This window comes from Serratia sp. FDAARGOS_506, from assembly GCF_003812745.1.
GTDB lineage: Bacteria > Pseudomonadota > Gammaproteobacteria > Enterobacterales > Enterobacteriaceae > Serratia.
Genome location: NZ_CP033831.1, coordinates 3,268,331 through 3,293,418, shown reverse-complemented (window position 1 = coordinate 3,293,418; position 25,088 = coordinate 3,268,331). Strand labels below are relative to the sequence as shown.

General features: G+C 57.3%; 26 protein-coding genes and 3 tRNA genes. 12 read left to right on the top strand and 17 right to left on the bottom strand.

All coding sequences use genetic code 11. From position 1 onward, the window contains the following. Positions 1-69: 69 nt before the first annotated feature. Positions 70-1,410 carry an anaerobic C4-dicarboxylate transporter gene (locus tag EGY12_RS15950; RefSeq protein ID WP_123894573.1) on the top strand — a complete coding sequence of 447 codons (1,341 nt, stop codon included), beginning with the start codon at positions 70-72 and terminating at the stop codon, positions 1,408-1,410. 175 nt (positions 1,411-1,585) lie between these two features. On the opposite strand, the gene EGY12_RS15945 is transcribed toward EGY12_RS15950, so the two are convergent. The 8 genes from EGY12_RS15945 to uvrY all read right to left on the bottom strand — a co-directional run bounded on the left by EGY12_RS15945 (position 1,586) and on the right by uvrY (position 6,610). Continuing rightward, positions 1,586-1,671 (bottom strand) — tRNA-Leu (locus EGY12_RS15945). Between the two features lie 10 nt (positions 1,672-1,681). Beyond that, positions 1,682-1,755 (bottom strand) — tRNA-Cys (locus EGY12_RS15940). A 349-nt stretch (positions 1,756-2,104) separates the two neighbouring features. Beyond that, positions 2,105-2,557: a hypothetical protein gene (locus tag EGY12_RS15935; RefSeq protein ID WP_123894572.1), complete on the bottom strand. Its 453-nt coding sequence runs from the start codon at positions 2,555-2,557 to the stop codon at positions 2,105-2,107. A 104-nt stretch (positions 2,558-2,661) separates the two neighbouring features. After that, a complete protein-coding gene (locus EGY12_RS15930; protein ID WP_123894571.1) occupies positions 2,662-2,997 on the bottom strand; it encodes a TfoX/Sxy family protein in 336 nt (111 codons plus the stop codon). A 304-nt stretch (positions 2,998-3,301) separates the two neighbouring features. Continuing rightward, positions 3,302-3,377 (bottom strand) — tRNA-Gly (locus EGY12_RS15925). A gap of 144 nt (positions 3,378-3,521) precedes the next feature. Continuing rightward, positions 3,522-4,070: a CDP-diacylglycerol--glycerol-3-phosphate 3-phosphatidyltransferase gene (gene pgsA / locus EGY12_RS15920; protein WP_033642639.1), complete on the bottom strand. Its 549-nt coding sequence runs from the start codon at positions 4,068-4,070 to the stop codon at positions 3,522-3,524. A 58-nt stretch (positions 4,071-4,128) separates the two neighbouring features. After that, complete coding sequence (uvrC, locus tag EGY12_RS15915; protein ID WP_123894570.1) at positions 4,129-5,961, bottom strand: excinuclease ABC subunit UvrC; 1,833 nt, start codon at positions 5,959-5,961, stop codon at positions 4,129-4,131. Next, entirely contained in the window at positions 5,954-6,610 is a 657-nt protein-coding gene (gene uvrY, locus EGY12_RS15910) for a UvrY/SirA/GacA family response regulator transcription factor (protein WP_004927947.1), read from the bottom strand. The genes uvrC and uvrY overlap by 8 nt, the downstream gene beginning before the upstream one ends. Positions 6,611-7,312: 702 nt before the next feature. Here uvrY and EGY12_RS15905 point away from each other — a divergent pair. Together EGY12_RS15905 and EGY12_RS15900 are read left to right on the top strand one after the other, a co-directional pair. Further along, positions 7,313-7,537, top strand: coding sequence for a DUF2594 family protein (locus EGY12_RS15905; protein ID WP_004927950.1), 225 nt, complete (start codon positions 7,313-7,315; stop codon positions 7,535-7,537). Between the two features lie 118 nt (positions 7,538-7,655). Then, positions 7,656-7,997, top strand: coding sequence for a GlpM family protein (locus EGY12_RS15900; protein ID WP_049201590.1), 342 nt, complete (start codon positions 7,656-7,658; stop codon positions 7,995-7,997). A 17-nt stretch (positions 7,998-8,014) separates the two neighbouring features. Here EGY12_RS15900 and EGY12_RS15895 read toward each other — a convergent pair whose 3' ends face one another. Together EGY12_RS15895 and EGY12_RS15890 are read right to left on the bottom strand one after the other, a co-directional pair. After that, a complete protein-coding gene (locus EGY12_RS15895) occupies positions 8,015-8,446 on the bottom strand; it encodes a hypothetical protein (RefSeq protein ID WP_123894569.1) in 432 nt (143 codons plus the stop codon). 170 nt (positions 8,447-8,616) lie between these two features. Then, positions 8,617-9,114 carry a hypothetical protein gene (locus tag EGY12_RS15890; protein WP_123894568.1) on the bottom strand — a complete coding sequence of 166 codons (498 nt, stop codon included), beginning with the start codon at positions 9,112-9,114 and terminating at the stop codon, positions 8,617-8,619. Between the two features lie 362 nt (positions 9,115-9,476). On the opposite strand from EGY12_RS15890, the gene EGY12_RS15885 reads away from it, so the two are divergent. After that, positions 9,477-9,836, top strand: a complete 360-nt coding sequence (locus tag EGY12_RS15885) for a hypothetical protein (RefSeq protein ID WP_123894567.1) — start codon at positions 9,477-9,479, stop codon at positions 9,834-9,836. Positions 9,837-9,875: 39 nt separating this feature from the next. Here the strand turns inward: EGY12_RS15885 and EGY12_RS15880 are convergent, their stop codons facing one another. From EGY12_RS15880 to EGY12_RS15865, 4 genes are read right to left on the bottom strand one after another with little or no spacing between them, the layout of a single operon-like run. Next, entirely contained in the window at positions 9,876-11,144 is a 1,269-nt protein-coding gene (locus tag EGY12_RS15880) for an FAD/NAD(P)-binding oxidoreductase (protein ID WP_123894566.1), read from the bottom strand. After that, positions 11,137-11,397 (bottom strand): (2Fe-2S)-binding protein, encoded by a 261-nt coding sequence (locus tag EGY12_RS15875; RefSeq protein ID WP_123894565.1) that lies wholly within the window; start codon positions 11,395-11,397, stop codon positions 11,137-11,139. The genes EGY12_RS15880 and EGY12_RS15875 overlap by 8 nt, the downstream gene beginning before the upstream one ends. Further along, positions 11,394-12,518, bottom strand: a complete 1,125-nt coding sequence (locus EGY12_RS15870; protein ID WP_123894564.1) for an FAD-binding oxidoreductase — start codon at positions 12,516-12,518, stop codon at positions 11,394-11,396. Before EGY12_RS15870 ends, EGY12_RS15875 begins: the two co-directional genes overlap by 4 nt. Further along, the gene (locus tag EGY12_RS15865; RefSeq protein ID WP_123894563.1) at positions 12,518-13,465 is read right to left on the bottom strand and encodes a 4-hydroxyproline epimerase; all 948 of its coding nucleotides are present in this window, start codon (positions 13,463-13,465) and stop codon (positions 12,518-12,520) included. The genes EGY12_RS15870 and EGY12_RS15865 overlap by 1 nt, the downstream gene beginning before the upstream one ends. A gap of 387 nt (positions 13,466-13,852) precedes the next feature. Here EGY12_RS15865 and EGY12_RS15860 point away from each other — a divergent pair, with 387 nt between their 5' ends. The 5 genes from EGY12_RS15860 (at position 13,853) to EGY12_RS15840 (ending at position 20,150) form a co-directional block, all read left to right on the top strand. After that, positions 13,853-14,707, top strand: coding sequence for an AraC family transcriptional regulator (locus EGY12_RS15860; protein WP_172962929.1), 855 nt, complete (start codon positions 13,853-13,855; stop codon positions 14,705-14,707). Positions 14,708-14,915: 208 nt separating this feature from the next. Then, positions 14,916-15,836: a dihydrodipicolinate synthase family protein gene (locus tag EGY12_RS15855; protein WP_123894562.1), complete on the top strand. Its 921-nt coding sequence runs from the start codon at positions 14,916-14,918 to the stop codon at positions 15,834-15,836. Positions 15,837-15,890: 54 nt separating this feature from the next. Continuing rightward, positions 15,891-17,507: an aldehyde dehydrogenase (NADP(+)) gene (locus EGY12_RS15850; protein WP_123894561.1), complete on the top strand. Its 1,617-nt coding sequence runs from the start codon at positions 15,891-15,893 to the stop codon at positions 17,505-17,507. Between the two features lie 44 nt (positions 17,508-17,551). Continuing rightward, entirely contained in the window at positions 17,552-19,117 is a 1,566-nt protein-coding gene (locus EGY12_RS15845; protein ID WP_123894560.1) for an APC family permease, read from the top strand. 19 nt (positions 19,118-19,136) lie between these two features. Next, complete coding sequence (locus EGY12_RS15840) at positions 19,137-20,150, top strand: Ldh family oxidoreductase (protein WP_123894559.1); 1,014 nt, start codon at positions 19,137-19,139, stop codon at positions 20,148-20,150. Positions 20,151-20,196: 46 nt separating this feature from the next. Here EGY12_RS15840 and EGY12_RS15835 read toward each other — a convergent pair whose 3' ends face one another. The 3 genes from EGY12_RS15835 to EGY12_RS15825 form a co-directional block, all read right to left on the bottom strand. Further along, entirely contained in the window at positions 20,197-20,877 is a 681-nt protein-coding gene (locus EGY12_RS15835) for a hypothetical protein (RefSeq protein WP_123894558.1), read from the bottom strand. 166 nt (positions 20,878-21,043) lie between these two features. Beyond that, on the bottom strand, positions 21,044-21,472 hold the full coding sequence (locus tag EGY12_RS15830; RefSeq protein ID WP_049272887.1) for a universal stress protein: 429 nt from the start codon (positions 21,470-21,472) through the stop codon (positions 21,044-21,046). 179 nt (positions 21,473-21,651) lie between these two features. Then, positions 21,652-22,368 (bottom strand): autoinducer binding domain-containing protein, encoded by a 717-nt coding sequence (locus tag EGY12_RS15825; protein ID WP_123894557.1) that lies wholly within the window; start codon positions 22,366-22,368, stop codon positions 21,652-21,654. Positions 22,369-22,692: 324 nt separating this feature from the next. Between EGY12_RS15825 and EGY12_RS15820 the strand changes: the two genes are divergently transcribed. The 3 genes from EGY12_RS15820 (at position 22,693) to EGY12_RS15810 (ending at position 25,077) form a co-directional block, all read left to right on the top strand. Further along, on the top strand, positions 22,693-23,865 hold the full coding sequence (locus EGY12_RS15820; RefSeq protein ID WP_123894556.1) for an MFS transporter: 1,173 nt from the start codon (positions 22,693-22,695) through the stop codon (positions 23,863-23,865). Between the two features lie 107 nt (positions 23,866-23,972). Then, positions 23,973-24,539 (top strand): GNAT family N-acetyltransferase, encoded by a 567-nt coding sequence (locus tag EGY12_RS15815; RefSeq protein WP_123894555.1) that lies wholly within the window; start codon positions 23,973-23,975, stop codon positions 24,537-24,539. Beyond that, a complete protein-coding gene (locus EGY12_RS15810) occupies positions 24,523-25,077 on the top strand; it encodes a hypothetical protein (protein ID WP_123894554.1) in 555 nt (184 codons plus the stop codon). The genes EGY12_RS15815 and EGY12_RS15810 overlap by 17 nt, the downstream gene beginning before the upstream one ends. Positions 25,078-25,088: the final 11 nt, after the last annotated feature.

Below are 25,088 nucleotides of genomic sequence, written 5' to 3'. Positions count from 1 at the left end.
AACTTTCTGCTGCCAACACGGCCGGAAACTGAGCGCAGTTAAATTCAACATTATTAAGGCGTATTTATCATGGATTTCTTTCTGCAATTAGCGGTGATATTGGCATGCCTGCTGTACGGGGCACGTAAGGGCGGCATTGCGCTCGGGTTGCTGGGTGGGATCGGGTTGATGATCCTGGTGTTCGGTTTTCATCTGCAGCCCGGCAAACCACCGGTGGACGTGATGCTGGTGATTATCGCGGTAGTAGCGGCCTCCGCCACCCTGCAGGCCTCAGGCGGGTTGGACGTCATGCTGCAGATCGCCGAACGGATGCTGCGACGTAACCCGCGTTACGTTTCGATTATCGCGCCGTTCGTGACTTGCATTCTCACTATCCTGTGTGGCACCGGGCACGTGGTGTATACCATCTTGCCGATCATATATGACGTGGCAATCAAAAATAACATCCGCCCGGAGCGGCCGATGGCGGCCAGTTCGATCGGCGCACAGATGGGCATTATCGCCAGCCCGGTTTCGGTAGCGGTGGTCTCACTGGTAGCGATGCTCAGCAGCTATACCTTCAATGGCCGCCATCTGGAATTCCTCGACCTGCTGTCTATCACCATCCCTTCGACCCTGTGCGGCATTCTGGCGATCGGCATCTTCAGCTGGTTCCGCGGTAAAGACCTGGACAAAGACCCGGAGTTCCAGAAATTCATCTCGGTGCCGGAAAACCATCGCTACGTCTATGGCGATGCCGCCACCTTGCTGGACCGGGTGCTGCCGCTCAGCAACTGGATTGCCATGTGGATTTTCCTCGCCACCATCGCTCTGGTGGCGGTGCTGGGGGCGTTTTCCGATCTGCGGCCCAGCTTCGGCGGTAAGCCGCTTTCCATGGTCCTGGTGATCCAGATGTGCATGCTGATGGCCGGAGCGCTGATCGTCATCATTACCCGCACCAACCCGGCGTCTATCTCTAAAAATGAAGTGTTCCGCTCCGGTATGATCGCCATCGTGGCGGTGTATGGCGTCGCCTGGATGGCGGAAACCATGTTCGGCGCACATCTGGCGCAAATAGAAGCCACGCTGGGCGTGCTGGTGAAAGAGTATCCCTGGGCCTATGCGCTGATCCTGCTGCTGGTGTCGAAATTCGTCAACACGCAGGCCGCCGCGCTGGCGGCGCTGGTGCCGGTGGCGCTGGCGATCGGCGTCAACCCGGCCTATATCGTCGCGTCGGCGCCGGCCTGTTACGGCTATTACATTCTGCCGACCTACCCCAGCGACTTGGCGGCGATCCAGTTCGACCGCTCCGGCACCACCCGCATCGGCCGCTTCGTGATCAACCACAGCTTTATTCTGCCCGGCCTGATCGGCGTCAGCGTCTCCTGCGTCTTCGGCTGGATCCTCGCCGCCGCGTTCGGTTTCTTATGAGTTGCACTTCGGAGCCCTGCGGGGCTCCCTGCAGGCAGACTGGCAACGCAAAGTATGGGGATGACAAGAGAGGAAAAAATGCAGGTGCAATACGAATTTCAGGCACAAAAAAACCGCCTCTCGGCGGTTACGACATTACTACTTATTGCTTTGATTATTCGGTATTTTTGTTCCCTGGTACCCGGGGCGGGACTTGAACCCGCACAGCCATAAGCCGAGGGATTTTAAATCCCTTGTGTCTACCGATTTCACCACCCGGGCTCGGGAAAGTTGGAGGCGCGTTCCGGAGTCGAACCGGACTGGACGGATTTGCAATCCGCTACATAACCGCTTTGTTAACGCGCCTTTGTTCTGTTTGCCTTCTCAGGCCAAAGCCGGTGAGTCACCCACTTCGTTTTGTTCTTTGGGACGGCGATATCAAATCGCTTATCCTAATCATCTGATTCTTAAGTAATTTATTTCGTTACCGCCGAATCGATGGACTGCATTATGGACTAAACCCCCCACCTTGGCAACCCCCCGAAATAGCAAAAAGTTCTCTAACGCTTTCAACTGCTTATTTTGTGGTCGCACTGTTCACAACACCGACGGAAAGGCAAGAGGAATGTTGATTTTATATGCATTGACTCAGGAATTCACGGGCGAATCGGCTCTTTTTTCTCGACAGGGCTCGCTTGCCCAGCTTTTCACTCGCTTATGGCAATGGGGGACCGGGTAAAACATCATTATGATGGGTATCATGCGATCTCCGGCGCCACCATAAAAACCCGGTAATAATTCCAGGCAAAACCGCGACCGCGCCAAAAACGCGCTGTTCAGCATTCAGCAAACCTGGTGCAACGGCGGACAGCACTGCGCATAACAACAGGAACCAGCGCAATCGGCTAATGCCAAGGTGGGCGATACCGACAATCCCCCCCACCAGACAAGCAGGTAGAAAACCGAGCGCATATGAAAAAACCCCAATGAACACCAACATTCCCAGCACATCGCCGACGTTAAAGGACCTGGGATCCACATCCCCATTGATGCCAAGCGTCATCATCAGCAGCATCAGCATGCCCCCTAACGGCGGGGCGACCAGGCCGAAGAACAACGTGCATCCTGCCACTCTTCTTACCAGATGCCGTATAGCGCCAGACTTCATACTCCCTCCCGTCCCTTTTTCCTTTGATACAGGCAGTGGATATAACCTATAGACTGCCGTGCGAAGGTGAGCCTCTCTCCGACGAGCTCTCCTAATCCATGGGTTCACGTGGACTTTTTCGGGGCCTTTTTCTTAGCCGCAGGCAGCTGAGCATAAGTCAGCGCGATTAATTGGGAAAGCCAGGCGCTATCGCTCCACTTCTCTTCCGGAATAACAAAGCAAGGCTTTGCGCCCGGGTATGGCGCCACTTCCACACATTCGTTCAGAAAAGCTTTGCCGCCCGGCGTCGGTTTAATAAACAATTGATCATCACAGACCAGCGCCACCATTTTATCAGCGCAATAAATACCATACTCACCAAACATCCTCTTCGCCGAAAGCTCACCCGGCGCGGAAATATTGCCGATGATAAACTCTACCGTACTCAGTTTTGAAACCATCGGGCCACCTTCTTCGTATATGCGGTCTATCCATATCAAGCTTGACTCACTTTACTCTTATCCAGAGAGTAAACGTTATAAGAACATTGGATATCCCGACTATTTGCGAAGAGAGGAAAAGTACATCATGTAAGAAGAGTGCGCGGTTCTGTTGCTGCGGTATATCGAATCGACGACCGGAAACACAGTCACTGATTAAAGCTTGATGGTGGGGTATAGAAAACGGGAGAAAATAGAAAACGAAAAAGGGGCCTAAGCCCCTTTCGCTTACCTGCCGAATCACGGGATTCAACCGGCTAATATTTGGAGCGGGAAACGAGGCTCGAACTCGCGACCTCAACCTTGGCAAGGTTGCGCTCTACCAACTGAGCTATTCCCGCATTACCAGAACTGACTGATTTCTTTGCTAACTTTCTGCAATTCATCGTTGCTGTCTGATGCGATGCATTCTACTTACCTGGCGTGATGAGTCAATAAAATTGTTGGTCCGCCACGTTCGTTTGCCGCTTTTTGCAGCGCATCGATCAAGGTTCCAGCAAATCGTTGCGCGCCGCGTTCAAATATTGGAACATCGACCAGAAAGTCAGCACCGCCGCGATATACAGCAAACCGATCGCCACATACTCTACGGAGCGATCCGGGCGCCACAGCAAGCCCACCAGCGACATCATCTGCGCCATGGTTTTCACTTTGCCGATCCAGGACACCGCCACGCTGCTGCGTTTGCCAATTTCCGCCATCCACTCGCGCAGCGACGAAATGATGATTTCACGGGCGATCATGGTGGCCGCCGGCAGCGTGATCCACCAACTGTGGTAGTGCTCCGCCACCAGCACCAGCGCCACCGCCACCATCACTTTGTCCGCGACCGGATCCAGGAACGCCCCGAAGCGCGTCGTTTGTTTCCAGCGGCGTGCCAGGAAGCCGTCAAACCAGTCGGTGACGGCGGCAAACACAAAGATAACGGCGCAAACCATCGGAGCCCAGCTGAACGGCAGATAAAACGCCAGCACAAAGAATGGGATCAGAACTACGCGAAACAGGGTAAGCCAAGTCGGTATATTCAATTGCATAATGCTACGGTAACTATCTGGCTAGAGTGGAAATTAAGAGTATGTTGCTACATTGCCCTCAGTGTTTCAATGCATTGTAGATCTTTTCTGCCAATGCTTGTGAAATACCCGGCACTTTTGCAATTTCCTCCACGCTGGCGTTCAACAAAGGTTGCAGTCCGCCCATATACTTCAACAGCACCTGACGCCGTTTCGGCCCCACGCCCTCAATCAGTTCCAGTGCGCTGGTATTTCTGACTTTCGCTCTTCGCTGCCGGTGACCGGTAATCGCGTGATTGTGCGAATCATCACGAATGTGTTGGATCACATGCAGCGCCGGCGAGTCCGGCGGCAGCGAAATCCCCTCGCCTTCCGGCACGAAGAACAATGTTTCTAACCCGGCCTTGCGATCGGCACCTTTGGCGATGCCGATCAGCAGCGGCTTACTCTTATCCCAGGTGACGTTGAGCGATTTGAACACGTCGATCGCCATGCCGAGCTGCCCTTTGCCGCCGTCGATAAAGATGACATCCGGGATCTTTTTCTCCTCCAGCGCCTTGCCGTAACGGCGCTTCAGCACTTGCGTCATCGCCGCGTAGTCATCACCGGGGGTGATGCCGCTGATATTGTAGCGCCGATACTCCGCGCGCACCGGGCCATTGCCGTCGAACACCACACACGAAGCCACGGTCTGCTCACCCATGGTGTGGCTGATATCGAAGCACTCCATGCGGTTGATTTCCGTCAGGTTCAGCACTTTGGCCAGCTCCGCCAGCCGCTGATGGATCGTCGACTGTTGCGAAAGCTTGGTGGTCAACGCCGTTGCCGCGTTGGTACGCGCCAGCTTCAGATAACGGGCGCGATCACCGCGCGGTTTGCTTTGAATGTGAATCTTGCGCCCCGCCAGCTCGGAGAGCGACTCCGCAAGCAGGTCTTTTTCCGGCAGGCTGAAATCCAACAGGATCTCACCGGGCAATGTACGCGCCTGGCTGCCTTGCAAATAGAACTGGCCGACAAAAGTCTGCACCACTTCGCTCATATCCGTGCCGCCCGGCACTTTAGGGAAATAACTGCGGCTGCCCAGCACCTTGCCCTGACGGATGAACAGCACGTGCAGGCACGCCATACCGGCGTCGAACGCCACGCCGATCACGTCCAGATCGTCGCTGTCGCCCGACACGAACTGCCGCTCGGTGACGCGGCGCACGGCCTGAATTTGATCGCGAATGCGCGCTGCCTCTTCGAAATTAAGCAGTTTGCTGGCGTCTTCCATGCGCGCAATCAGCTGGTGCAACACCTGCTGATCTTTGCCCGAAAGGAACAGCCGCACGTAGTCCACCTGCTGTCGGTACTCTTCTTCACTCACCAGGCCGGCGACGCAAGGGCCGAGACAGCGACCGATCTGATACTGCAGGCACGGACGCGAACGGTTGCGATACACGCTGTTTTCGCACTGGCGGATCGGGAACAGCTTCTGCAACAGCGCCAGCGTTTCGCGCACGGCATAAGAGTTGGGAAAAGGCCCGAAATATTCGCCCTTGGCGTGTTTGGCGCCGCGGTGCACCGACAAACGAGGATGGGTATCCGCGCTGAGAAAAATCAGCGGATAAGATTTATCGTCTCGCAAAAGAACATTATATCGCGGTTGGTACAATTTAATGTAGTTATGTTCCAACAACAGCGCTTCCGTTTCGGTGTGGGTAACCGTTACATCTATTTGCGCGATATTTTTAACCAGCGTCTCGGTTTTACGGCTGCTGACCTGCTGCCGAAAATAGCTGGCGAGACGCTTTTTCAGGTCTTTGGCTTTACCGACGTAGATCACCGTGCCCGTGGCGTCGTACATACGGTAGACGCCGGGCTGGCTGGTGACGGTACTCAGGAAGGCTTTGGCATCAAAACGGTCATTCACTGCTTAACAACGTCTCCGCATTGAACAATCCATGTCGGATGGCCAGGTGGGTCAGTTCAACGTCGCCGCTGATATTCAGTTTGCTGAACATGCGGTAACGGTAACTGTTCACCGTTTTCGGGCTAAGACTCAACTGCTCCGAGATCTCATTCACTTTTTTGCCTTTAGTGATCATCAACATGATCTGCAGCTCGCGTTCAGACAGGCAGCTGAACGGAGTTTCGGCCTGCGGCTCCAGCTGACTCAGGGCCATCTGCTGGGCGATATCAGACGCGATATAACGCTGCCCCGCATGCACGGAACGCAAGGCATTAATCACTTCCTGCGGCGCGGCGCCCTTGCTCAGATAGCCGGCGGCACCCGCCTGCATCACCTTCGCGGGCAAAGGATTTTCAGTATGGATAGTCAACATGATGACTTTGACGTCGGGTGCATAACGCACAATCTTGCGCGTGGCTTCCAGCCCGCCAATGCCCGGCATATTCATGTCCATCAGCACGATATCGACAGCGTTGCCACGGCACCATTTTACGGCGTCTTCACCGCATTGGGCCTCACCGACAACTTTTATACCTTTGATATCTTCAAGAATGCGTCGTATCCCTGCGCGCACCAGTTCGTGGTCATCAACAAGAAGAACGCTAATCAAGGAAAAATCTCCAAAAAAGGGAGTAACGCAATCAGCCTCTGTTTTCGCCAGAGATATTACTTGTTTTTCAGACAAGAATGAATACAGATTAATACATACTTCCGAATAACTTTGCGGAGCAGAGCTGATTTTTCAATTTTAGCCGTCTATGCCGCCAATAAATCGTCACGTTGGAAAAGATCGGGTGACGAAAATAATTTCGTTGCTCTGCACCTGAGACAGGATAGCGCGATAATCATGCAACGAGGGGGAAATCTGTGTAAGCAATCACGACATGAATAATATTAACACGGCTGCTGGCCGTTTGTAATCATTTGATATTTAAAGACGTAGCAAACGCTACTGCCATCGTCAGTCGAACCCCTGCGAGCAAAACTATTATTCTCGCTGAACACAGGCAAAATCAGTGCCAGCCGCCCCAAATAATTATAATAATCCCAATTGTTCAACAATAACGTGCCGGACAAATACTTGTTAACCGTCTCGAAATAACTTGCTGTAATTGATGATTCAGGTGGCCAAAGAAAGGATGTCGCCCAACGTTGAAGCCTGAGCAAGCCCGGTGCAGATGACGGACGCATGCTATGCTATACTCCGCGCCCAGTTAAATTCGCCACCGAGCGTGGAGCACGCTTTTTAGCCTGCGCGCAGTGTGCAAAAGCAGCTTGTATCGGGCTACGGCCTCAAAAATCAGGAGAGAAAATGAGCAACGTTGATTTCACTACGTCTGCAAACCCGGAGATCTTGGCGACTGAGGTTGCCTGCCTCAAAGCCACACTGACGCTGATCCTGAAGTCGATCGGCCAGGCCGACGCCGGGAAAGTTATCATCAACATGGAACGTTTTATCGCCCAGATTGAAGATCCCACTCAGGCAGAAATCTTCAAGAACAGCATTCAGCAAATCAAGCACGCTTACCGCCAGTAAGCGTTGCGCCTCAGACCCGCGTAATGCGGGTCTGTTTTTCCCGGCGTTACGCCACACCCCATTGATCTTGCACGGGCTTTCGGGCAGTGTGTTGGCTTTCCCCACACCCGAGACCGTTATGGGCATCCTTGTCAAAGCGCTGATCGGCGCATTAGTCGTGGTTCTGATCGGCCTGCTGGCCAAAACGCGCAACTATTATATCGCCGGTTTAGTCCCGCTCTTCCCCACTTTCGCCCTGATTGCGCATTACATTGTCGGTAATGAACGTTCAATTGCGGCGCTGAAAACGACGCTGATTTTCGGCATGTGGGCGGTGCTGCCCTACCTGGTGTATTTGATTTCACTGTATTTCTTGATTAACAGCCTGCGGTTGTCGCTAGCTCTGGGTGCGGCGGTGCTGTGCTGGGTTGCAGCGGCGTGGCTATTAATTACGCTGTGGGGATGGTGGCAAGGGCGCTAATGCCCTTGCCTGGGCGGTTACGGTCGCCCCGCCTGCAAAACGAAACCACGCTGCCGGTCACCGGCAATACGCAGATAACGGCTTTCACCGGCGCGCAGCGTCATAGGTACGCTGCCGCCGGTATCACGCCAAATGCACAGGTGATTCTCGATCATATCTTGCCCGATGCTGATCGAGATATTGCCTGGCGGCACGCGAAACTCTGCTTTTTCTTTCGCTTCCAGCGAAGCGGCGAACTCCCCATTCACATAGACCCCAGTACGGCAGCTGCCTGCCAGCATTCCGCTGTCGCGTACTACCACCACCGTGGCGTAAGGCGTATCCGGGATATTCTGATAGAGCATCAGACGGCTTGGGGGCGGTGACTCAGCCTGTTGCGGCGGTACAACTTGGGTCGCACATCCCGTCAACAGCGCAGAGGCAAAAAATAACGCGGCGTAGTGCTTCATCCTTGTCTCCTGAAAAATAATGCATATCGTAACAAGAGAATAGCTGCAACCAATAGTGTTCATGCCGCAGAGCCGAAAAAATCGGATAACTTCCCACTCCCGCCCAGTGATCTACAGAAATAAGAAGATTCCGCATTAAAGCCATTGAAATAAAGGCGATTCTTACAAATTTAAAACTTTACCATACCGCGTTTGATATCTGCCGCAAACGCACCGCTGACGTAACTGAAACCATCCGGCGTGACGTAAACCCGAGTATGACCGCTCTCTGATAACACCGCTACCATATATCCCAGGCTGATCATTTCATGTGACGGAACGTTCATCGGGGTTAGAAATCCACGCCCGCGACACCACTGGTAAAAACGAGTTCGCCCATATCCCAACACGGAGCCAACATCGGAGAGGTGCTTAAACGTATCATAATCCTCTGATGGTGAAGGTAAACCGTCATGACTCTCAGGCGTTTTCTTTATCCCAGACAAAATAAACTCCTTTTTTTGACTCTGTCGCGAACGGTTATCCTTCATCTGAGCTGAATTTAAAAAATCCCAATTTAAAATGCAAATGAATTCCCTGTAACTAAAAAGCCTTTCATGGAGTAAATCCGAAAATAAAACCACAATAAAAAAACAGAAATAAAAAAATAGGGTATTAATACTGAGCATTAAATCCTTGGTATGGGTAAATATCCTAAATAAAAATAATATTTCATCCGGATAAGAAAATACTTAGCTTGCATATGATTTTTCCTCGCGTAGCGGTCCTAGAATGAGCGGATCATTGCAGCAAAAAGAGAAGGGATGGAACAAGAGGTACGTCAGCCTGCCCTCGTTGTGAGATAGCCGCTCCCGACAAGCCCTATCATTTCGGCAACATCATCCTTCAACGCGGCGCTTCCTCAATCACACCTAAACAATAACTATTATCATTTCCAATTGTTTCGTCAGTTTATTACACTTTCCTACCTCGCCAGTTAGGAACATTCCTAGGCGGCGAGCCTCAGGATAGAGAAAGAGTTAGGGACACCATGAAGAATTACCGTTATTTGATTTTTTTGCCGCTTTTGATGATGACCGCCTGCACCCAATGGGAAAGGCCCGGCGCGGTCGAGAGCACCCGGGATGCCGAATATGCCGAATGCCGTAGCCGCGGCTACGATCGTTTTCCGCCGGACGTGGTGCGGGACGTAGAGTTCAGCTACGAAAACAAATACATCCCTTGCGAGAAAAATAAGAAGGATTGCCCATCGGGATACCGCTATGACAAAGAGCCGTCGATTAAGACGGTGCAGACCGACCGCAATCAGTCAGCCCGAAACGCCACCATCGAAGCCTGTATGTACGGCAAAGGTTGGCGAGAGAAAACCTACTATTGGCCGCAATGGTGATGTGGCAACATTTGCCTGAGGTGAAATGCCACTAACCACTCAGTTGCCGTCATCATCGCAGCTCAGGCCCAGCGCAACCAGCGTTTCCGCTCTGACCGGCGTTAAAGGCACACGCGGTGGCGATAAAGGCCAGCCCAAAAGCTGCCTCGCCGCCGTCGCACAGATTTTGCCCTGGCAAGCCCCCATGCCACAGCGGCTGCTCAGCTTGGCTGTGTTCCAATCCGGCTGATGGCGCACCTGTTCCAGCGTGACATCTTCGCAGCGGCACAGTAGCGTCTGCGGGTTGGCTAGAGAACTCAGGCGCTCATCGAGTGCAAAGGTGCTTGCCACCGCCCTGGCGAAACGCCTCCACTGCCGCCGCTGCGCCGCCAGGGAGTCGGCTTTTGACTTCTGCCCGATGGCGGCATAACCGGCGATAGCGCCTTCGGTGAGCGCCAATTCACTGCCGCCGATGCCGGTACACTCCCCGGCAGCATAAATGTGCGCCTGGCTGGTTTGCTGCCAATAATCCACCGCCACGGCGTCTTGCTCGATCCTACACCCCAACAGCATCGCCAACTCAATGTTCGCCACCAGACCAAAACCACAGGCCAACCTGTCACAAGCGATCGTTCTCTCCTTCCCGCCGCTATTGACGCGCACCGAGGTTAAACGTTCTTGCCCCAACGCCGCCAGTACTCGACTGCCGGCACAATAACGACGCGGCATCAGAGAAAACGCCTGGCGCAGCTTGGCCGGCCAGCGCCATAGGCCGCCGGCGAACGCCGCCAATCGCCAAAGCGGTGCCTGTTCCGCCACCAACACCACCTCGCCTCCGGCCTGTTTCACGCTGTTTGCCACCGCCAGCAACAGCGGACCACTGCCGGCTATCACCACTCGCTCACCGTGGATCGTCAGCCCCTGCTTGATTTGCGCCTGTAGGCCACCGGCGCCGGTCACCCCCGGCAGCGTCCAGCCGGGAAACGGCAGCAGCAGTTCACGCGCGCCATTGCATAAAATCAGTTTTTGATAGCGAATCACGCCGCAGCCTTCAGCGTCTTCATACGCCAATCGGCCAGCGCCGCACTGCGCCACCAGCTTGCAGCCAGACTGTAGCGCAATATTTTCCCTCGTCGCTATCGCCTGCCGATAGCGGTTCGCCGTTTCAGACAAAGCCACCTGCGGCCCATCGCGCCAGATTTGCCCGCCGGGATGCGGATTATCATCAATCATTCGCACCTGACCACCACTTTCCGCCGCGGCCAGCGCCGCTGCCATTCCGGCCGGCCCGGCACCGACGATCAGCACCTCACAGTCGAAGTTACTCATCATCGCTCCTCTCAATACGCATGCCAGCTTGGCACAACGTCTGGCATGCCAGGCGACGCAGCCCGTTAATGGTCACCCGACACTCCTGACACACGCCCATACCGCAAAACGGCGCGCGCGGCTGGTGTGAAATCGACAATCGGCAACGATCCTCACCGCACAGGCTGAGCGCCGCGGCAACGCTGATGCCTACCGGCACTCGGCAGGGTTCACCATCAATGCTCAACGTGAGCATACTTTGCCTTTCATTCATACCGGCAGCTCCTCGGCGGCAAACGCCCGCGCCGCCAAATACGGGGTATCGTCAATCTCCGGCGTTTGCCGGCCGATCTGCGCAGTAATCAGGGCGGCGCTGCCGAGAGCAGTCGTGACGCCCAATCCCTCGTGCCCCAACGCCAGCCACAGCCATGAATGCTGCGGATGCGCGCCCAACAGCGGCAGCCCGTCGGCGGAGGCGGCGCGCAGCCCGGTCCAGCAGCGAATGATGTTCATCTGCGCCAGCGCGGGCAAGAAATACTGAGCGCGCGTGAGCATCGCCGCCAGTAGCGGCATATCCAACGCCGAATCGACGGCGTCGAACTGACGGGAAGAACCGATCAACCATTGCCCGGTGGGCCGAGCCTGCACATTGAATGCCACCGACGTGCCGTTGCTGGCATGCGCACTGGCGCCATACCCCAACTCTACCAACTGATGCCGCACCCGCGGCGGGTAACGATCGGTGATCGCCAAATGCCCCTTCTTGGCGTGCAGCAAAGTCTGCGGCAATAGACCATTGGCCCTAAGGCCGCAGGCCAAGACCACCGCCGGCGCCACCAGGCGCCTGCCGTCCGTCAGCCGCACCGCCTCCTCTTCCAGCGCTGACGCTTCACCATGCACCACCTCGATCGCCGCTCCGCCGTCGGCCAACAGCCAACGAGCCGCGAGCGGCGCATACAGAATGCCGTCGCCCGGCACCCGCAGCCCACCGGTCAGGCCGTGCCTCAGCATCGGTTCCATGGCGGCGATCTGCTCCGCCGTCAGCAGCTCTGCAGCCACGCCCTGATCCGCCAGTCGCGCCCGCTTTTGCTCGGCGATGGTCATTTCATCCGTTTTATCCGCCAGCCACAGCGTTCCGCAGCCGCGCCAGGCACACGCTTGCGGCATGCGCTCCGTCACTTCTCGCCATAACCGCAGCGAATAAGCGTTCAACGCCAGCTCGGCCGGATTATCGTCCATGCACACCAGATGGCCCATGCCGGCGGCGGTGGCACCGGCGCGGCCATCGTCCACCACCGAGACGCGATACCCTTCCCTCGCCAGCCGCCAGGCACAGGCGGCGCCGATGATGCCGGCGCCCACCACGATGACATCGGCTCCTCGCTCGGTACTCATCAGCGTATTCCCCATACAAAGGGATCGCGTTCGTCGAGCAGCAGCTGGCTATCGGCGCACACATAGGCCTGCCCGCGAATAAAGGGGGTAATGCGATCGCCATTCCGGCGATAGTAGGCCTGAAATTCGCTGCCGATCACGCTGGCCTGCCGCCACTGCGTGTCCGGCAGCAGTTTGCCGTCCGCCGCCAGACACGCCAGTTTGGCGCTGGTGCCGGTGCCGCACGGGGAACGGTCATAGGCTTTGCCGGGGCACAGCACGAAACTGCGGCTGTCGGCCTGAGGATCGTCACCGAACAGTTCGATATGGTCTATCACCCCGCCGTCTTCACCGCGGATATCCGCCTGCTCCAACGCCTGTCGCACCGCCCAGGTGAACGCGGTCAACGCTTCCAAATTTTGTTTAACAATCGGCACCGGCGACTCGCCGATCAGGAAGAACCAGTTTCCTCCCCAGGCGATGTCTCCCGTCACCGGCTCGTAACCCGCAACCTCAAGCCGCATCTGGCGGCGGTAACGATATGCCGCCACGTTTTCCACCGTGACGCTGCCGTCCTCATGCAGCGTGGCGTTTACCGTGCCGACCGGGGTCTCTATCAGGTGGCACCCGGCGTGGATGCGCCCCAAGTGCGCCAGTGAAGCGATCAACCCGATAGTGCCATGACCGCACATGCCCAGATAGCCGCTGTTGTTAAAGAAAATCACCCCGGCGGTGGCCTGTGGCGAACAGGGGCGGCACAGCAATGCCCCCACCAATACGTCATTACCACGCGGTTCGAGCATCACAGCACAGCGCCAATCATCATAATGTTGCGCGAAACGCGCCCGCCGTTCCGCCATGCTGCCCTCGCCGAGATCGGGAAAACCTTCGACTATAAGCCGAGTCGGCTCTCCGCCGGTGTGAGAATCGATCGCCCGCAAAGCGGTGATATGTGCAGAAAGTGCCATCGGCGTCTCCTGGGTTAATGAGATGTAACCAATGGCATTAGCCTGAACGAATGCGCGCATGACGGCTTGATGCGTTTCGGCGTGGTGAATGAAGAAATCAGCACAGTGGCAAAAGTCAGGTCTGACGCGCCGCGGGAATGCGTCAAACAGAAGTCATAGCAATAACTTATTTATCATGATGTTACTTTTAATCCAAATCACCACGTAGCGAGAAACGCCGCAGTTTTCAAGCAACCGCCACGCATCGCCCGGCAAAAGTATGCGGCAATCCGCATATTTGGCAGTCGACCGGAAATAGCGCTTGATTCGTTACAAAAAAGTTAATATTGATGCGAATGCGCCAACCTGGCCGCCTGTTTTTTCGGCTAACGACGAAAAGGGACTGCTATGCGATCCACTTCAGACCACCAGCCTCAGGTTTCTCTCTCGCCGCCTTCGCTAGCGGGGTTGTCGGAGCAGGAAGACGTTTTTGCCATTGAGCATCTGTCGCGCCTGTGCGACGGGCTGGCGCAACAGCGCCCGAACAACCTGCGCGACCTGCTGAATACGCTGGCGCTGATTGCGCCGTTGCTGAACGCGATTCCCAACGTGGTGTTCTTTATCAAAGACGCCCAGGCTCGCTACCTGTTGGCCAACCTGACGCTAGCCAGGCGTTGCGGTTTCAAAACCGTCACGCCGCTGCTGGGCAAGACCTCAGCCGACGTTTTTCCCGCTCAGCTTGGATCAGGCTATACCGAACAAGATCTGCGGGTATTGCGCCACGGCGTGCTGATTCAGGATCAGCTCGAAATGCACCTGTACAACGGCCGCGAAACCGGCTGGTGCCTGACGCAAAAGCTGGCGCTGTATGACGCGCAGGGAAAAATCATCGGTATGGCGGGTATTTCGCACGATCTGCAGGAAGCCAGGGCTAATCACCCGGCCTACCAACGGCTGGCGGCGATCGACATACACATCCGCCGCCACTACGCCCGGCCGATCGCGCTTGAGGAGCTGACGGCACTGACCGGGTTGTCGGTGGCGCAAATCGAACGTTACTGCAAACGTATCTTCCACCTCACCCCGCGGCAGATGATCCACAAAGTGCGGTTGGAAAAAGCCACGGAACTGCTGGCCGGTGATCTGCCGATCACCGACATTGCGCTACTGTGCGGCTATACCGATCACAGCGCCTTCAGCCGTCAATTCAAAGCGATGACCGGCTCTACGCCGCGCGATTTCCGCCTGACGCTTTCCGCTTAATGCGCTGATTTATCTGGTTAACCCCCTCTTTTCTCGGCGGCCACCGCGCCTGTTTTTTCACACCCGCTTGACGGCACCATTGTGCCAATTTCGTCGCGGCAATCGGCGAAAAGCGTCAAGCCTCCCTGCGCAATACCGGTCAATCTGTCGGTGAGCCTTACCAAAGATTCACTTTTCATTAACACTTTCGGACGACAGGACAAACACGATGAGCCATAAAGCCATAAGCTGGAGCGGCGTATTCCCGGCGGTGACGACCCAGTTCCGCAACGATTTCTCTCTGGACCTCGATGCCACTCATACGGTGATTAAAAACCTGGTGCGCGACGGCGTCTCCGGCCTGGTGGTGTGCGGCACCGTCGGTGAAAACACCTCGATGACGGTGCAAGAGAAGCTGGCGGTGATCGAAGTGGCAAGAGACGCCGCCGACGGTAAAGTACCGGTGATCGCCGGCATCGCCGAGTTCACCACCGCCTTCGCGCAGAACATGGCGCGTGAAGCGCAAAAGGCCGGCGTCGACGGCATTATGGTGATGCCGGCGCTGGTCTACTCCGCCAAGCCGCACGAAACCGCCGCGCACTTCCGCAGCGTCGCCGGCGCGACCGATCTGCCGATCATGGTCTACAACAATCCTCCCATTTACAAAAATGACGTCACGCCCGATATCCTGACCTCGCTGGTCGACTGCGAAAATATCGTGTGCTTCAAAGACTCTTCGGGCGACACCCGCCGCTTTATCGATCTGCGCAACGAAGTCGGCGATCGCTTCGTGCTGTTTGCCGGGTTGGACGATGTGGTGCTGGAAAGCCTCGCCGTTGGTGCGCAAGGCTGGATCTCCGGCATGTCCAATGCCTTCCCGCGCGAAGGGGAAACCCTGTTCCGGCTGGCGAAGGAAAAACGCTATGAGGAAGCGTTGGCGCTGTACAGCTGGTTTATGCCGCTGCTGCACCTCGATGCCCGCCCCGATCTGGTGCAGTGCATCAAACTCTGCGAACAGCGGGTCGGCCGCGGCAGCGCCGTCACTCGTCCGCCGCGCCTGGCGCTGCAGGGCGAGACGCTTACCGAGATCAACGCCGTGATCGATAAAGCGCTGGCTACTCGCCCTACGCTGCCGAACGTCGGCCTGTAACGCTTTCACCGCCCGGCCATGCCGGGCGTCATGCCTTCTCTACCGGGGGAACCGATGCCCAACGATCGCTACGCCGCCATCAGCGGCCAACAATTTATCGGCGGCCAACGCCGCGCCGAAGGGGAAGCGACGCTGCTCAGCCTGCGCGCCGACGACGGACAGCCGACCGGCTACCGCTTCCATCAGGCCACGGCGGCAGAAACCGCCGCCGCCGCAGAAGCCGCCGCCGTGGCCTTTGCACCTTATTCGCAGCTCAGCGCGGCACAACGCGCGAACTTTCTCGACGCCATCGCCGAGGAGTTAGACGCGTTGGATGAGGCTTTCTTCGCCTTCGCCATGCAGGAAACGGCCTTGCCGCCGGCGCGGTTGAGCGGTGAGCGCGCCAGAACCAGCGGCCAGATGCGGCTGTTCGCTACGCTGCTGCGGCGCGGTGACGTCGAGGGCGTGCGCATCGACTGCGCGCTGCCGCAGCGCTCCCCCCTGCCGCGCCCCGATCTGCGTCAATACCGCGTGGCGCTCGGCCCGGTGGCGGTATTCGGCGCCAGCAACTTCCCGCTGGCGTTCTCCACCGCGGGCGGCGATACCGCCGCCGCGCTCGCCGCCGGCTGCCCGGTCGTGTTCAAGGCGCACAGCGGCCATATGATCACCGCCGAGCTTACCGCTCAGGCGATCGAACGCGCACGGGAACGCACGGGGATGCCCGCCGGCGTTTTCAACATGATCTTCGGCAACCGCGTGGGGGCTGACCTGGTACAACATCCGGCGATTCAGGCAGTGGGATTCACCGGCTCGCTGCAAGGCGGCCGGGCGCTATTCGACCTGGCGATGCAACGCCTTCAACCTATCCCGGTCTTCGCCGAAATGTCGAGCATCAACCCGGTAGTGATCCTGCCACAGGCGCTGGCGCGACGCGGGCAGCACATCGCGCAGGAACTGGTTTCTTCCTTTACGCTCGGCTGCGGTCAGTTCTGCACCAAGCCCGGCGTGATCGTCGCGCTGCGCGGCGCCGCCTTCGATCGGCTGGCCGAAACGATGAGCGCCTTGGTCAACGCCGCCGAGCCGCAACCGATGCTGAATACCGGCACGCTGGAGCACTACCGCCACGGGCTGGCGGCCCTCGATGCGCACCCCGGTATACGCCGTCTGGCGGGCCGCAGCGAAACGCCCCCTCATCGGGCGACGGCACGGCTGTATCAAGCGGAGGAGGCACTGCTGCTGCAGGCCGATCCGCTGCTGCAACAGGAGGTCTTCGGCCCGGCCAGCATCCTGGTGGCGGTGGATAACGAAGCACAGCTGCACGCGGCGCTGGCGGCATTGCAAGGTCAGTTGACCGCCACGCTGCTGGCGGATGACGGCGATCTCGATATGGCCACCGGGCTGACGACGCTGTTGGCACGCAAGGCCGGTCGGGTGCTGTTCAACGGGTATCCGACCGGGGTAGAAGTGTGCGACGCCATGGTGCACGGCGGCCCCTATCCGGCGACCAGTGACGCACGCGGCACCTCGGTAGGCACGTTGGCCATCGAACGTTTCCTGCGGCCGGTCTGCCTGCAAAATACCCCTGCGGCGCTGTTGCCGCCGCCGCTGCAGGACGCCAACCCGCTCAACCTGCTGCGGCTGGTGAACGGCGTTTTCACCCGAGATCCCCTGGTTTCGCCTGCCCCAAATTAGCCCGGCCGCATCTGCCTGCCACTCAATAACAAAAGGGTAATACCATGACAACCCAAGGCAAATTCAAGAAGCAGCTTACGCTCACCGATCTGACGTTCATCGGTCTGGGCGCCATCTTCGGTTCCGGTTGGCTGTTCGCCGCCAGCCATGTCTCCTCCATCGCCGGCCCGGCTGGCATCTATTCCTGGCTGATCGGCGGCCTGGCGGTGCTGCTGCTCGGCATTGTCTACTGCGAGCTGGGCGCCGCCCTGCCGCGCGCCGGTGGCATCATTCGCTATCCGGTGTTCTCGCACGGCGAACTCATGGGTTATCTGCTGGGGTTTATCACGCTGATCGCCTTCTCCAGCCTGATCGCCATCGAAGTCGTCGCCGCCCGGCAATACGCCGCCGCCTGGTTCCCGTTCCTCAGCCAGCCGGGTTCCGGCGACCCGACGCCGATCGGCTGGCTGGTGCAGCTGGCGCTGCTGTGTTTTTTCTTCGCGCTCAACTACTACAGCGTCAAAACCTTCGCTAAATCCAATAATCTGATCAGCGTACTGAAGTTTCTGGTACCGCTGCTGGTGATCGTGGTGTTATTCAGCTTTTTCAAACCGGAAAACCTGCACAGCCAGGGCTTTGCTCCCTTCGGCTCCGCCGGGGTTGAGGCCGCCATTTCCGCCGGTGGCATCATCTTCGCCTACCTCGGCCTGACACCGATCATTTCGGTCGCCAGCGAGGTGCAAAGGCCGCAGCGTACCATTCCCATCGCGCTGATCCTGTCGGTGGTGCTGTCCACCATCATCTATGTGCTGCTGCAGATAGCGTTTCTCGGCAGTATCCCCAGCGAGATGTTGAGCGGCGGCTGGGCCGGCATCAGCCAACAGTTCTCTCTGCCGTTCCGCGACATCGCCATCACGCTGGGCATGGGATGGTTGGCATTTCTGGTGGTCAGCGACGCGATCGTTTCGCCGAGCGGCACCGGCAACATCTATATGAACGCCACGCCTCGCGTAATCTACGGCTGGGCGCGCGCCGGCACCTTCTTCAAACTGTTCACCCGGGTGGATGGCGAGTCCGGTATTCCCCGCCCAGCGCTGTGGCTGACCTTCGCCCTTTCGGTATTCTGGACGCTGCCGTTCCCGTCGTGGGAAAAACTGATCGGCGTGGTGTCCGCCGCGCTGGTACTGAGTTACGCCATCGCCCCGGTCACTGCCGCCGGGCTGCGGCGCAATGCGCCCAATATGCCGCGCCCGTTCCGGGTGCGCGCTTTCTTCGTGCTCGGCCCGCTGTCGTTTATCATTTCGGCATTGATCGTTTTCTGGTCCGGCTGGGATACCGTCTCCTGGCTGCTCGGTTTGCAGATCCTGATGTTCTTCATCTACATCCTGTTCAAAAATCAGGTGCCGACCCACGCCGTTAGCCTTCGGCAGCAAGTTTGGTCCTCGCTGTGGCTGATCGTCTTCTATGCGCTGGTGATCGCACTCTCTTACCTCAGCAGCTTCGGCGGCATCGGCGCTATTGCCCACCCGTGGGACACCCTCACCATGGCGGTGATTGCGCTGGCGGTTTACTACTGGGGCGCCTATACCTGTTTACCCCAGGCCAATTTTATCGGCGATGAAGAAGAATGACCCCAGGGAGGACATCGAAATGACATCCATGCACGCTTTGTCACTGGAACAGGCTTATCAACTGGCGTTGCGTACGCTGCGCGGCAACGGTTTCAATCAGGCGCATGCCGAGGCGGTGGCGCAAAATGTCACCCAGGGCGAACGCGACGGCTGCGCTTCGCACGGGCTGTACCGGCTGTTGGGCTGCGTGCAATCGCTGCGGGCAGGTAAAGTCTCTGCCGATGCAAAGCCCAGGCTGATCGACTCGGCACCAGCCATCTTGCGCGCCGACGCCGGCGGCGCGTTTTCCCTGCTGGCCTACCGCACCGCTCTGCCGGCTTTTGTCGATAAGGTGCGCGCCAATGGCATCGCCGCGCTGGCGATCAACCGCTGCGTACATTTCTCCGCGCTATGGGCCGACATCGAGCCGTTGACCGAACAGGGGTTGGTGGCCTTAGCCTGCACGCCGAGCCACGCCTGGGTGACGCCGGCCGGCGGTTCACGCCCGCTGTTCGGCACCAATCCCCTCGCCTTTGGCTGGCCGCGCCCGAATCGGCCACCGTTTTTGTTCGACATGGCCACCAGCGCTGCGGCGCGCGGCGAAATCGAATTACATCGCCGCGCAGGCACCCCGCTACCTGAAGGCTGGGGCATTGATAAGGCAGGCAATCCGTCCACCGATGCCGCCAGCGTATTGGAGGGAGCTATGCTGACCTTTGGTGGACACAAGGGCTCGGCGCTGGCGGCGATGGTTGAATTATTGGCTGGGCCGCTGATCGGCGATATGACCAGCAAAGAGTCGCTGGCCTACGACGACGGCACCGGTTCGTCGCCTTACGGCGGTGAGCTGATCATCGCGTTGGATCCCGAGCGTTTTCTCGGTGCGGATCAGGAGAAATATTTCGCCAACGCAGAGGCAATGTTTGACGATATGCAGGCGCAAGGCGCACGCATCCCAGGCGAGCGCCGATATCGACAGCGGCGCCAGAGTGAGCAAGACGGCGTAGAGATCCCCAGGATGTTATACGACGAAATAGTGGCGCTGTGCGATTAGCGCCGGATTGATGCCCCCGCGCCGGCAACACGGCGCGGGGAGAGACTTATCCTGCCGGAGCCAGATCGCTGTGCAAGCGCTTGCGCCACACCGGTTTGATATCCCAGCGGGCGAAGTGTTTCGCCTCTTTACCCGGCTGCACCTGATGCCACATGTCCTCTTGCCACCGGATCGGTTCCTTTCCTCGCAACGTTGGGCGGGTCTGTTTAATCGTCCGTTGCAAGACGCTCGCTTCTTCTGCAGTAATGTTCGGCGCCTGTCTGGCGGCGTCCAGCGCACGGTTTCCCAACGGCTCCATCACCCGATACAGCACGTTGACCTGCTGCTGCGTCGCTCGCTGATTAGTGCTCATGCCATTACCCGACCAACCGTCGAAATTTTCACCGGGATCGTCCCCCTGCGCGCGATACTCGTTGCCTGGCCCTTCGACGATATTCCATCCTTGCCAGGTCACCAGGGTATGTAATCCATCACGATCCTGCAGGTTTTTATTCTTGATCTGTTTAAGCACCTCAGCGCGGTTTGGCACACCGATCAGATCCATAAACTCGTCCAGCGCGTTCCAATGCTGCCCCGCCACCAGACCATTCCAGACATTACGTAAACAGTTCCAGGGAATGGTGTGATGCCAGGTCAGCGTGATATGCGGTTTGGTTGATGCATGTTGCCAGCGGTTCGGTTCACTGCCCCTATCGCCTCTTATGATCCCATCGACTTCTAATGGCATAGCTGCCCCTCTTCTGGCTGAGATGAAGAATATGCGCAAGGCCGGTGGCCCGGTTGGCATAAAACGTCAGCTAAAATCGTAGCAGCTCAGACTGAGATGGCAATAAAACGCCAGGCGCGCTCTGCAAACCGCAGAACGCGCCCGAGAACGGTGGGCTTGAGAAGGATTATCTGACTACCATCACCGAAATATTGGCATGGCGCACAATGGCGGCGGCATTAGACCCCAGCAGATAGGTTTTCACGCTCGGGCGGCGCGAACCGATGATGATCAGATCGGCGTCGATCTCTTCCGCCAATTCCAGCGCTTGATCGCGCGCGGAGCCAAAGCTGACGGTGTAATTGAGGCGATCCAACGGCAGATCGATTTCTGACATGATTTGCTTCAGTTTCTCCACCGCCTTCACTTCCGCCTGATTCTCAAACTCCTTGAGACCGAACGAATAGGCAGTAACAAAAGCCGAAGCATCCGGCAGCGCATGGAAGAAATGCACCTTAGCGCCGGACATCTTCGCCAAATACTCCACATGCTTCAGCGCATGCTCGGTCAACAAATCTTCTTCAATATCGATCGGCACTAAAATAGTCTTGTACATATCACGTCCTTTCTATGTAAACCGGGTGCCTACAGAGTACTGCCGCGCACGGGGGCGGTGAACCGCTTTATCACGCTTTTGTGATCGGAGGTAAATACTGATAAGGACAATGCTTAATTTAACAAAATATAAACATCGCACCGCTAACTGATAGGCGATTAATTATTTATTCCTCACAATTAAATCAGCTGTAAATAAACCGCTTTGGCGGTGGCGGCGGTCTTATTGGCGACAGAAAGTTTTTTAATCGAGTTGCCTATATGGAAATTGACCGTGCGTTCGCTTATCCCCATCAACAGCGCAATCTCTTCCGCCGTTTTCCCTTCGCTGCACCAGCGCAAGATGTCTTTTTCGCGCAGCGTCAGCACATCTTTTATCGCGTCGTCGTTCACCGATATCAAAGCTTCCCGCAGCGTTTTATGAGCGGTTTGCGCTAGCCAAAGGAAAAAGGTTTCATTTGCCGCCCGCGCTTGCGGCGTTTGCTCCGGTAACGCCCTGCCGGCAAACGTCAGGATCCCCAGCCGGCCATAGCAATCCTTGACCGATTGCGACCAACCTGCACACAGGCCGAACTGCGCCATACGCCGCCAAAGCGCTGGCCGTTCGTGATAAAAGCTTTCGTCCCACGGGAACTGCAGCGTGGAATGGTGAGCGCGCTCAATAACCGGATCCTGCAAATACGTCCGCTGCCGCCGATAATCCTCGAGATAGTTCGCTGAAAAATTCCCTTCGATCAGCATTTTGGGTCGGCTTGCCGGATAACAGGAAAACACGATGTAGGAGAAATAATCAAACCCCAATGCCTCAGCGCAGGGCCCCAGCTGCGTCAGAAAACGTTCGCGATCGGCCAAGCTGCCCATCACCTCCGCCATGAGCCGTTGAGTGCGGATATTCATAACGCAGGTTCTCCAGATAGCGATGCCGATTTATTAATAGGTCAGGCTCACTATAGAATATCGCGGCCCGACGCCAGTAGCCGTTTCATATAATAAAAAATGCCAACGCTATAACGAAAAAGCTATTCTCCAGCTTATTTCTCCTTTTCGGCATCGTGCAGATAACAGAGTTGCCGGATAGCGTAAACCTGTCATTTCTGTCATGGACAGCGCCACCTGTCCGCCATTACTTTTTCTGTGGGCCTGAGTTTGATGAATAACCGACGCCATACCGAAAATAATGGGGGCGTGCCACGATAAAAACGAACCTGTCAGGAATACAGAATGAGATTAACGGGCTATAACAGTCAGCTTTTCCCGCTTTACCTGATGGCAATCGGTACCTTCGCCATCGGCACTGACACTTTTATCGTCGCCGGCGTGCTCAGCGACATTTCCGACACCTTTGCCGTCAGCATCGCGCAAACGGGGCAGTTGATATCGGTATTCGCGCTGGCATACATGCTATTCGCACCACTGACCGCCTGGCTGCTTGGCAACGTCAACCGCAAGCGTATCCTGCAGTTGGCGCTGGTGCTGTTCATCGCCGGCAACCTGGCCTGCGCCTGTGCCACCAACTACCTGCAGGTCTCGGTCGGCAGAGTGCTGGCGGCCTTAGGGGCGGCCTGTTATACGCCGCAGGCCGCCGCCGCCGCGGTGGGGCTGGTGGAGGAAAAACGCCGCGGTCTGGCCATTTCCATCGTCTATGGGGGTATGACATTGGCTATTGCGCTCGGCATTCCGTTTGGCACTTTTCTCGCCAAACTGATCGGCTGGCGCGAAGTCTTCCTGTTCATCGCCCTGCTGGGGGCGATTGCATTGCTGGGCCTTTCGCTGGCGCTACACACCCTTGCGCCGCCAGATAAACATTCGCTCAAAAAGCGGCTCGCCCCGCTGCGGCAAAAGGCGGTACTGACCACGCTGCTAATTACATTTTTTGCCGTTTGTTCAGAACATATCGTTTATAGCTACGTCAGCGTATTGCTGATAAATACCCGTTTTGGCCCGGAGGCGATCCTCCCCCTTGCACTGCTGATATTCGGCGTCGGCGCCGCGATCGGGAATGTTGCCTCCGGTGTACTGACCGACGCCCTCGGCAGCAAGTTCGTGCTGCTGCTTTCTGTGACGATCCAGACGCTGTCCCTATTCCTGCTGACCTTCTATATTGCCTCCCCCTGGTGGGTGCTGGCCCTCTTTCTGGCCTGGGGCATCACCGGCTGGATGTATCTGGTGCCGATCCAGCACCGCTTATTGTCGCTGCCAAACCACGTTGGCGCGTTGGCCGCGTCACTCAACAGTTCGGTGCTGTACGCCGGTATCGCAGCGGGCGGCATGCTGGGCGGCCTGACGCTCTATGCGTTGCCGGCCCATTATCTGCCGCTGTTTTCTCTGCCACTCGGCGCCACCGCCCTGTTGCTGACGCTGATCTTTTTTCAAAAGGAAACTCACAACGAATGAGCTATGGGCGGCTTTCCCCGCTTTTTCCGCAGCTCATTTTACGCAGCCTTCCTTTCAGCGCTTGGGCTACACTGCCGATAGCCCTAATGCGCTGATAAGGAAAAACAATGCGCTATTTACCTCTGTTGACTCCCAGGCTGATCCTGCGCCCCTTCACGCCCGACGATCTGCCCCATTTTACCGCTTACCGCAGCCATCCTGACGTGGCGCGCTATCAGAGCTGGAGCGACTACAGCGCGGCCGATGCGCAGGCCTTTTTCGAACGGCAGCGGCGGCTCGAGTTCAACCGTGACGGCAGCTGGTTTCAACTGGCGGTCGAGCGCCGCGAGGACGGCGCGTTGCTCGGCGATGTCGCGGTACATTTCTTCGATGCAGGGCGCCAGGCTGAGCTGGGCGTGACTTTCGCACCCGGTCACCAACGTCAAGGGCTGGCGCATGAGGCACTGAGCGCCGTCATCGCTCTGTTGTTCGGGCCGCTGGCGAAACACCGCATTACCGCGGTGGTGGACGCGCGTAATCTTCCCGCCATCGCGCTGTTCGGCAAGCTGAATTTTCGGCGCGAGGCCTATTGGCGGCAAAACGTGTTTTTCAAAGGCGCATGGGGCGACGAATTCGGTTTCGCCCTGCTGCAAGGTGAATGGCGGGAGAATGCAAAACATGACGCTGCTGAATAAATACCTTGAGCAATACCAGTTCTCGGAGCGGCATGCGATCGCCATCGCCGCACCGCCGGCCCGGATCCTGGCGGCCGTGGCCGCTTACGATCCCAAGCACGATCGCTTCTTCCGCAGCATGATAGCACTGCGCGAATTGCCCGCGCGGCTGATGCCACGCCAAACGCCCAGCCCGCCGCCGTTTGGCCTGCATAACTTTTGCCTGCTTGAGCAGGATGGAACATCTCTGGTCTATGGCCTGATCGGCCGCTTTTGGCAGGCCGAATACGGTCTGGAGGACGTCGCCGACGGGCCGGGATTTCTGGCCTTCGCTCAGCCCGGCGTCGCCAAACTGGCGCTGGGTTACGTCGTAAACCCTTTGCCGGACGGCCGCTACCGCCTGGTAACGGAAACGCGCATCTTCTGCCCCGACGACGCCAGCCGACGGCGGTTCACCCCCTACTGGTATACTATTCGCCTGGTCAGCGGGTTGATACGCCGCCGTATGTTGCGCGAAATCAAAAATGCCAGCGAGGTCACAGCGCATAATCATTCATAGAATGAATGCAT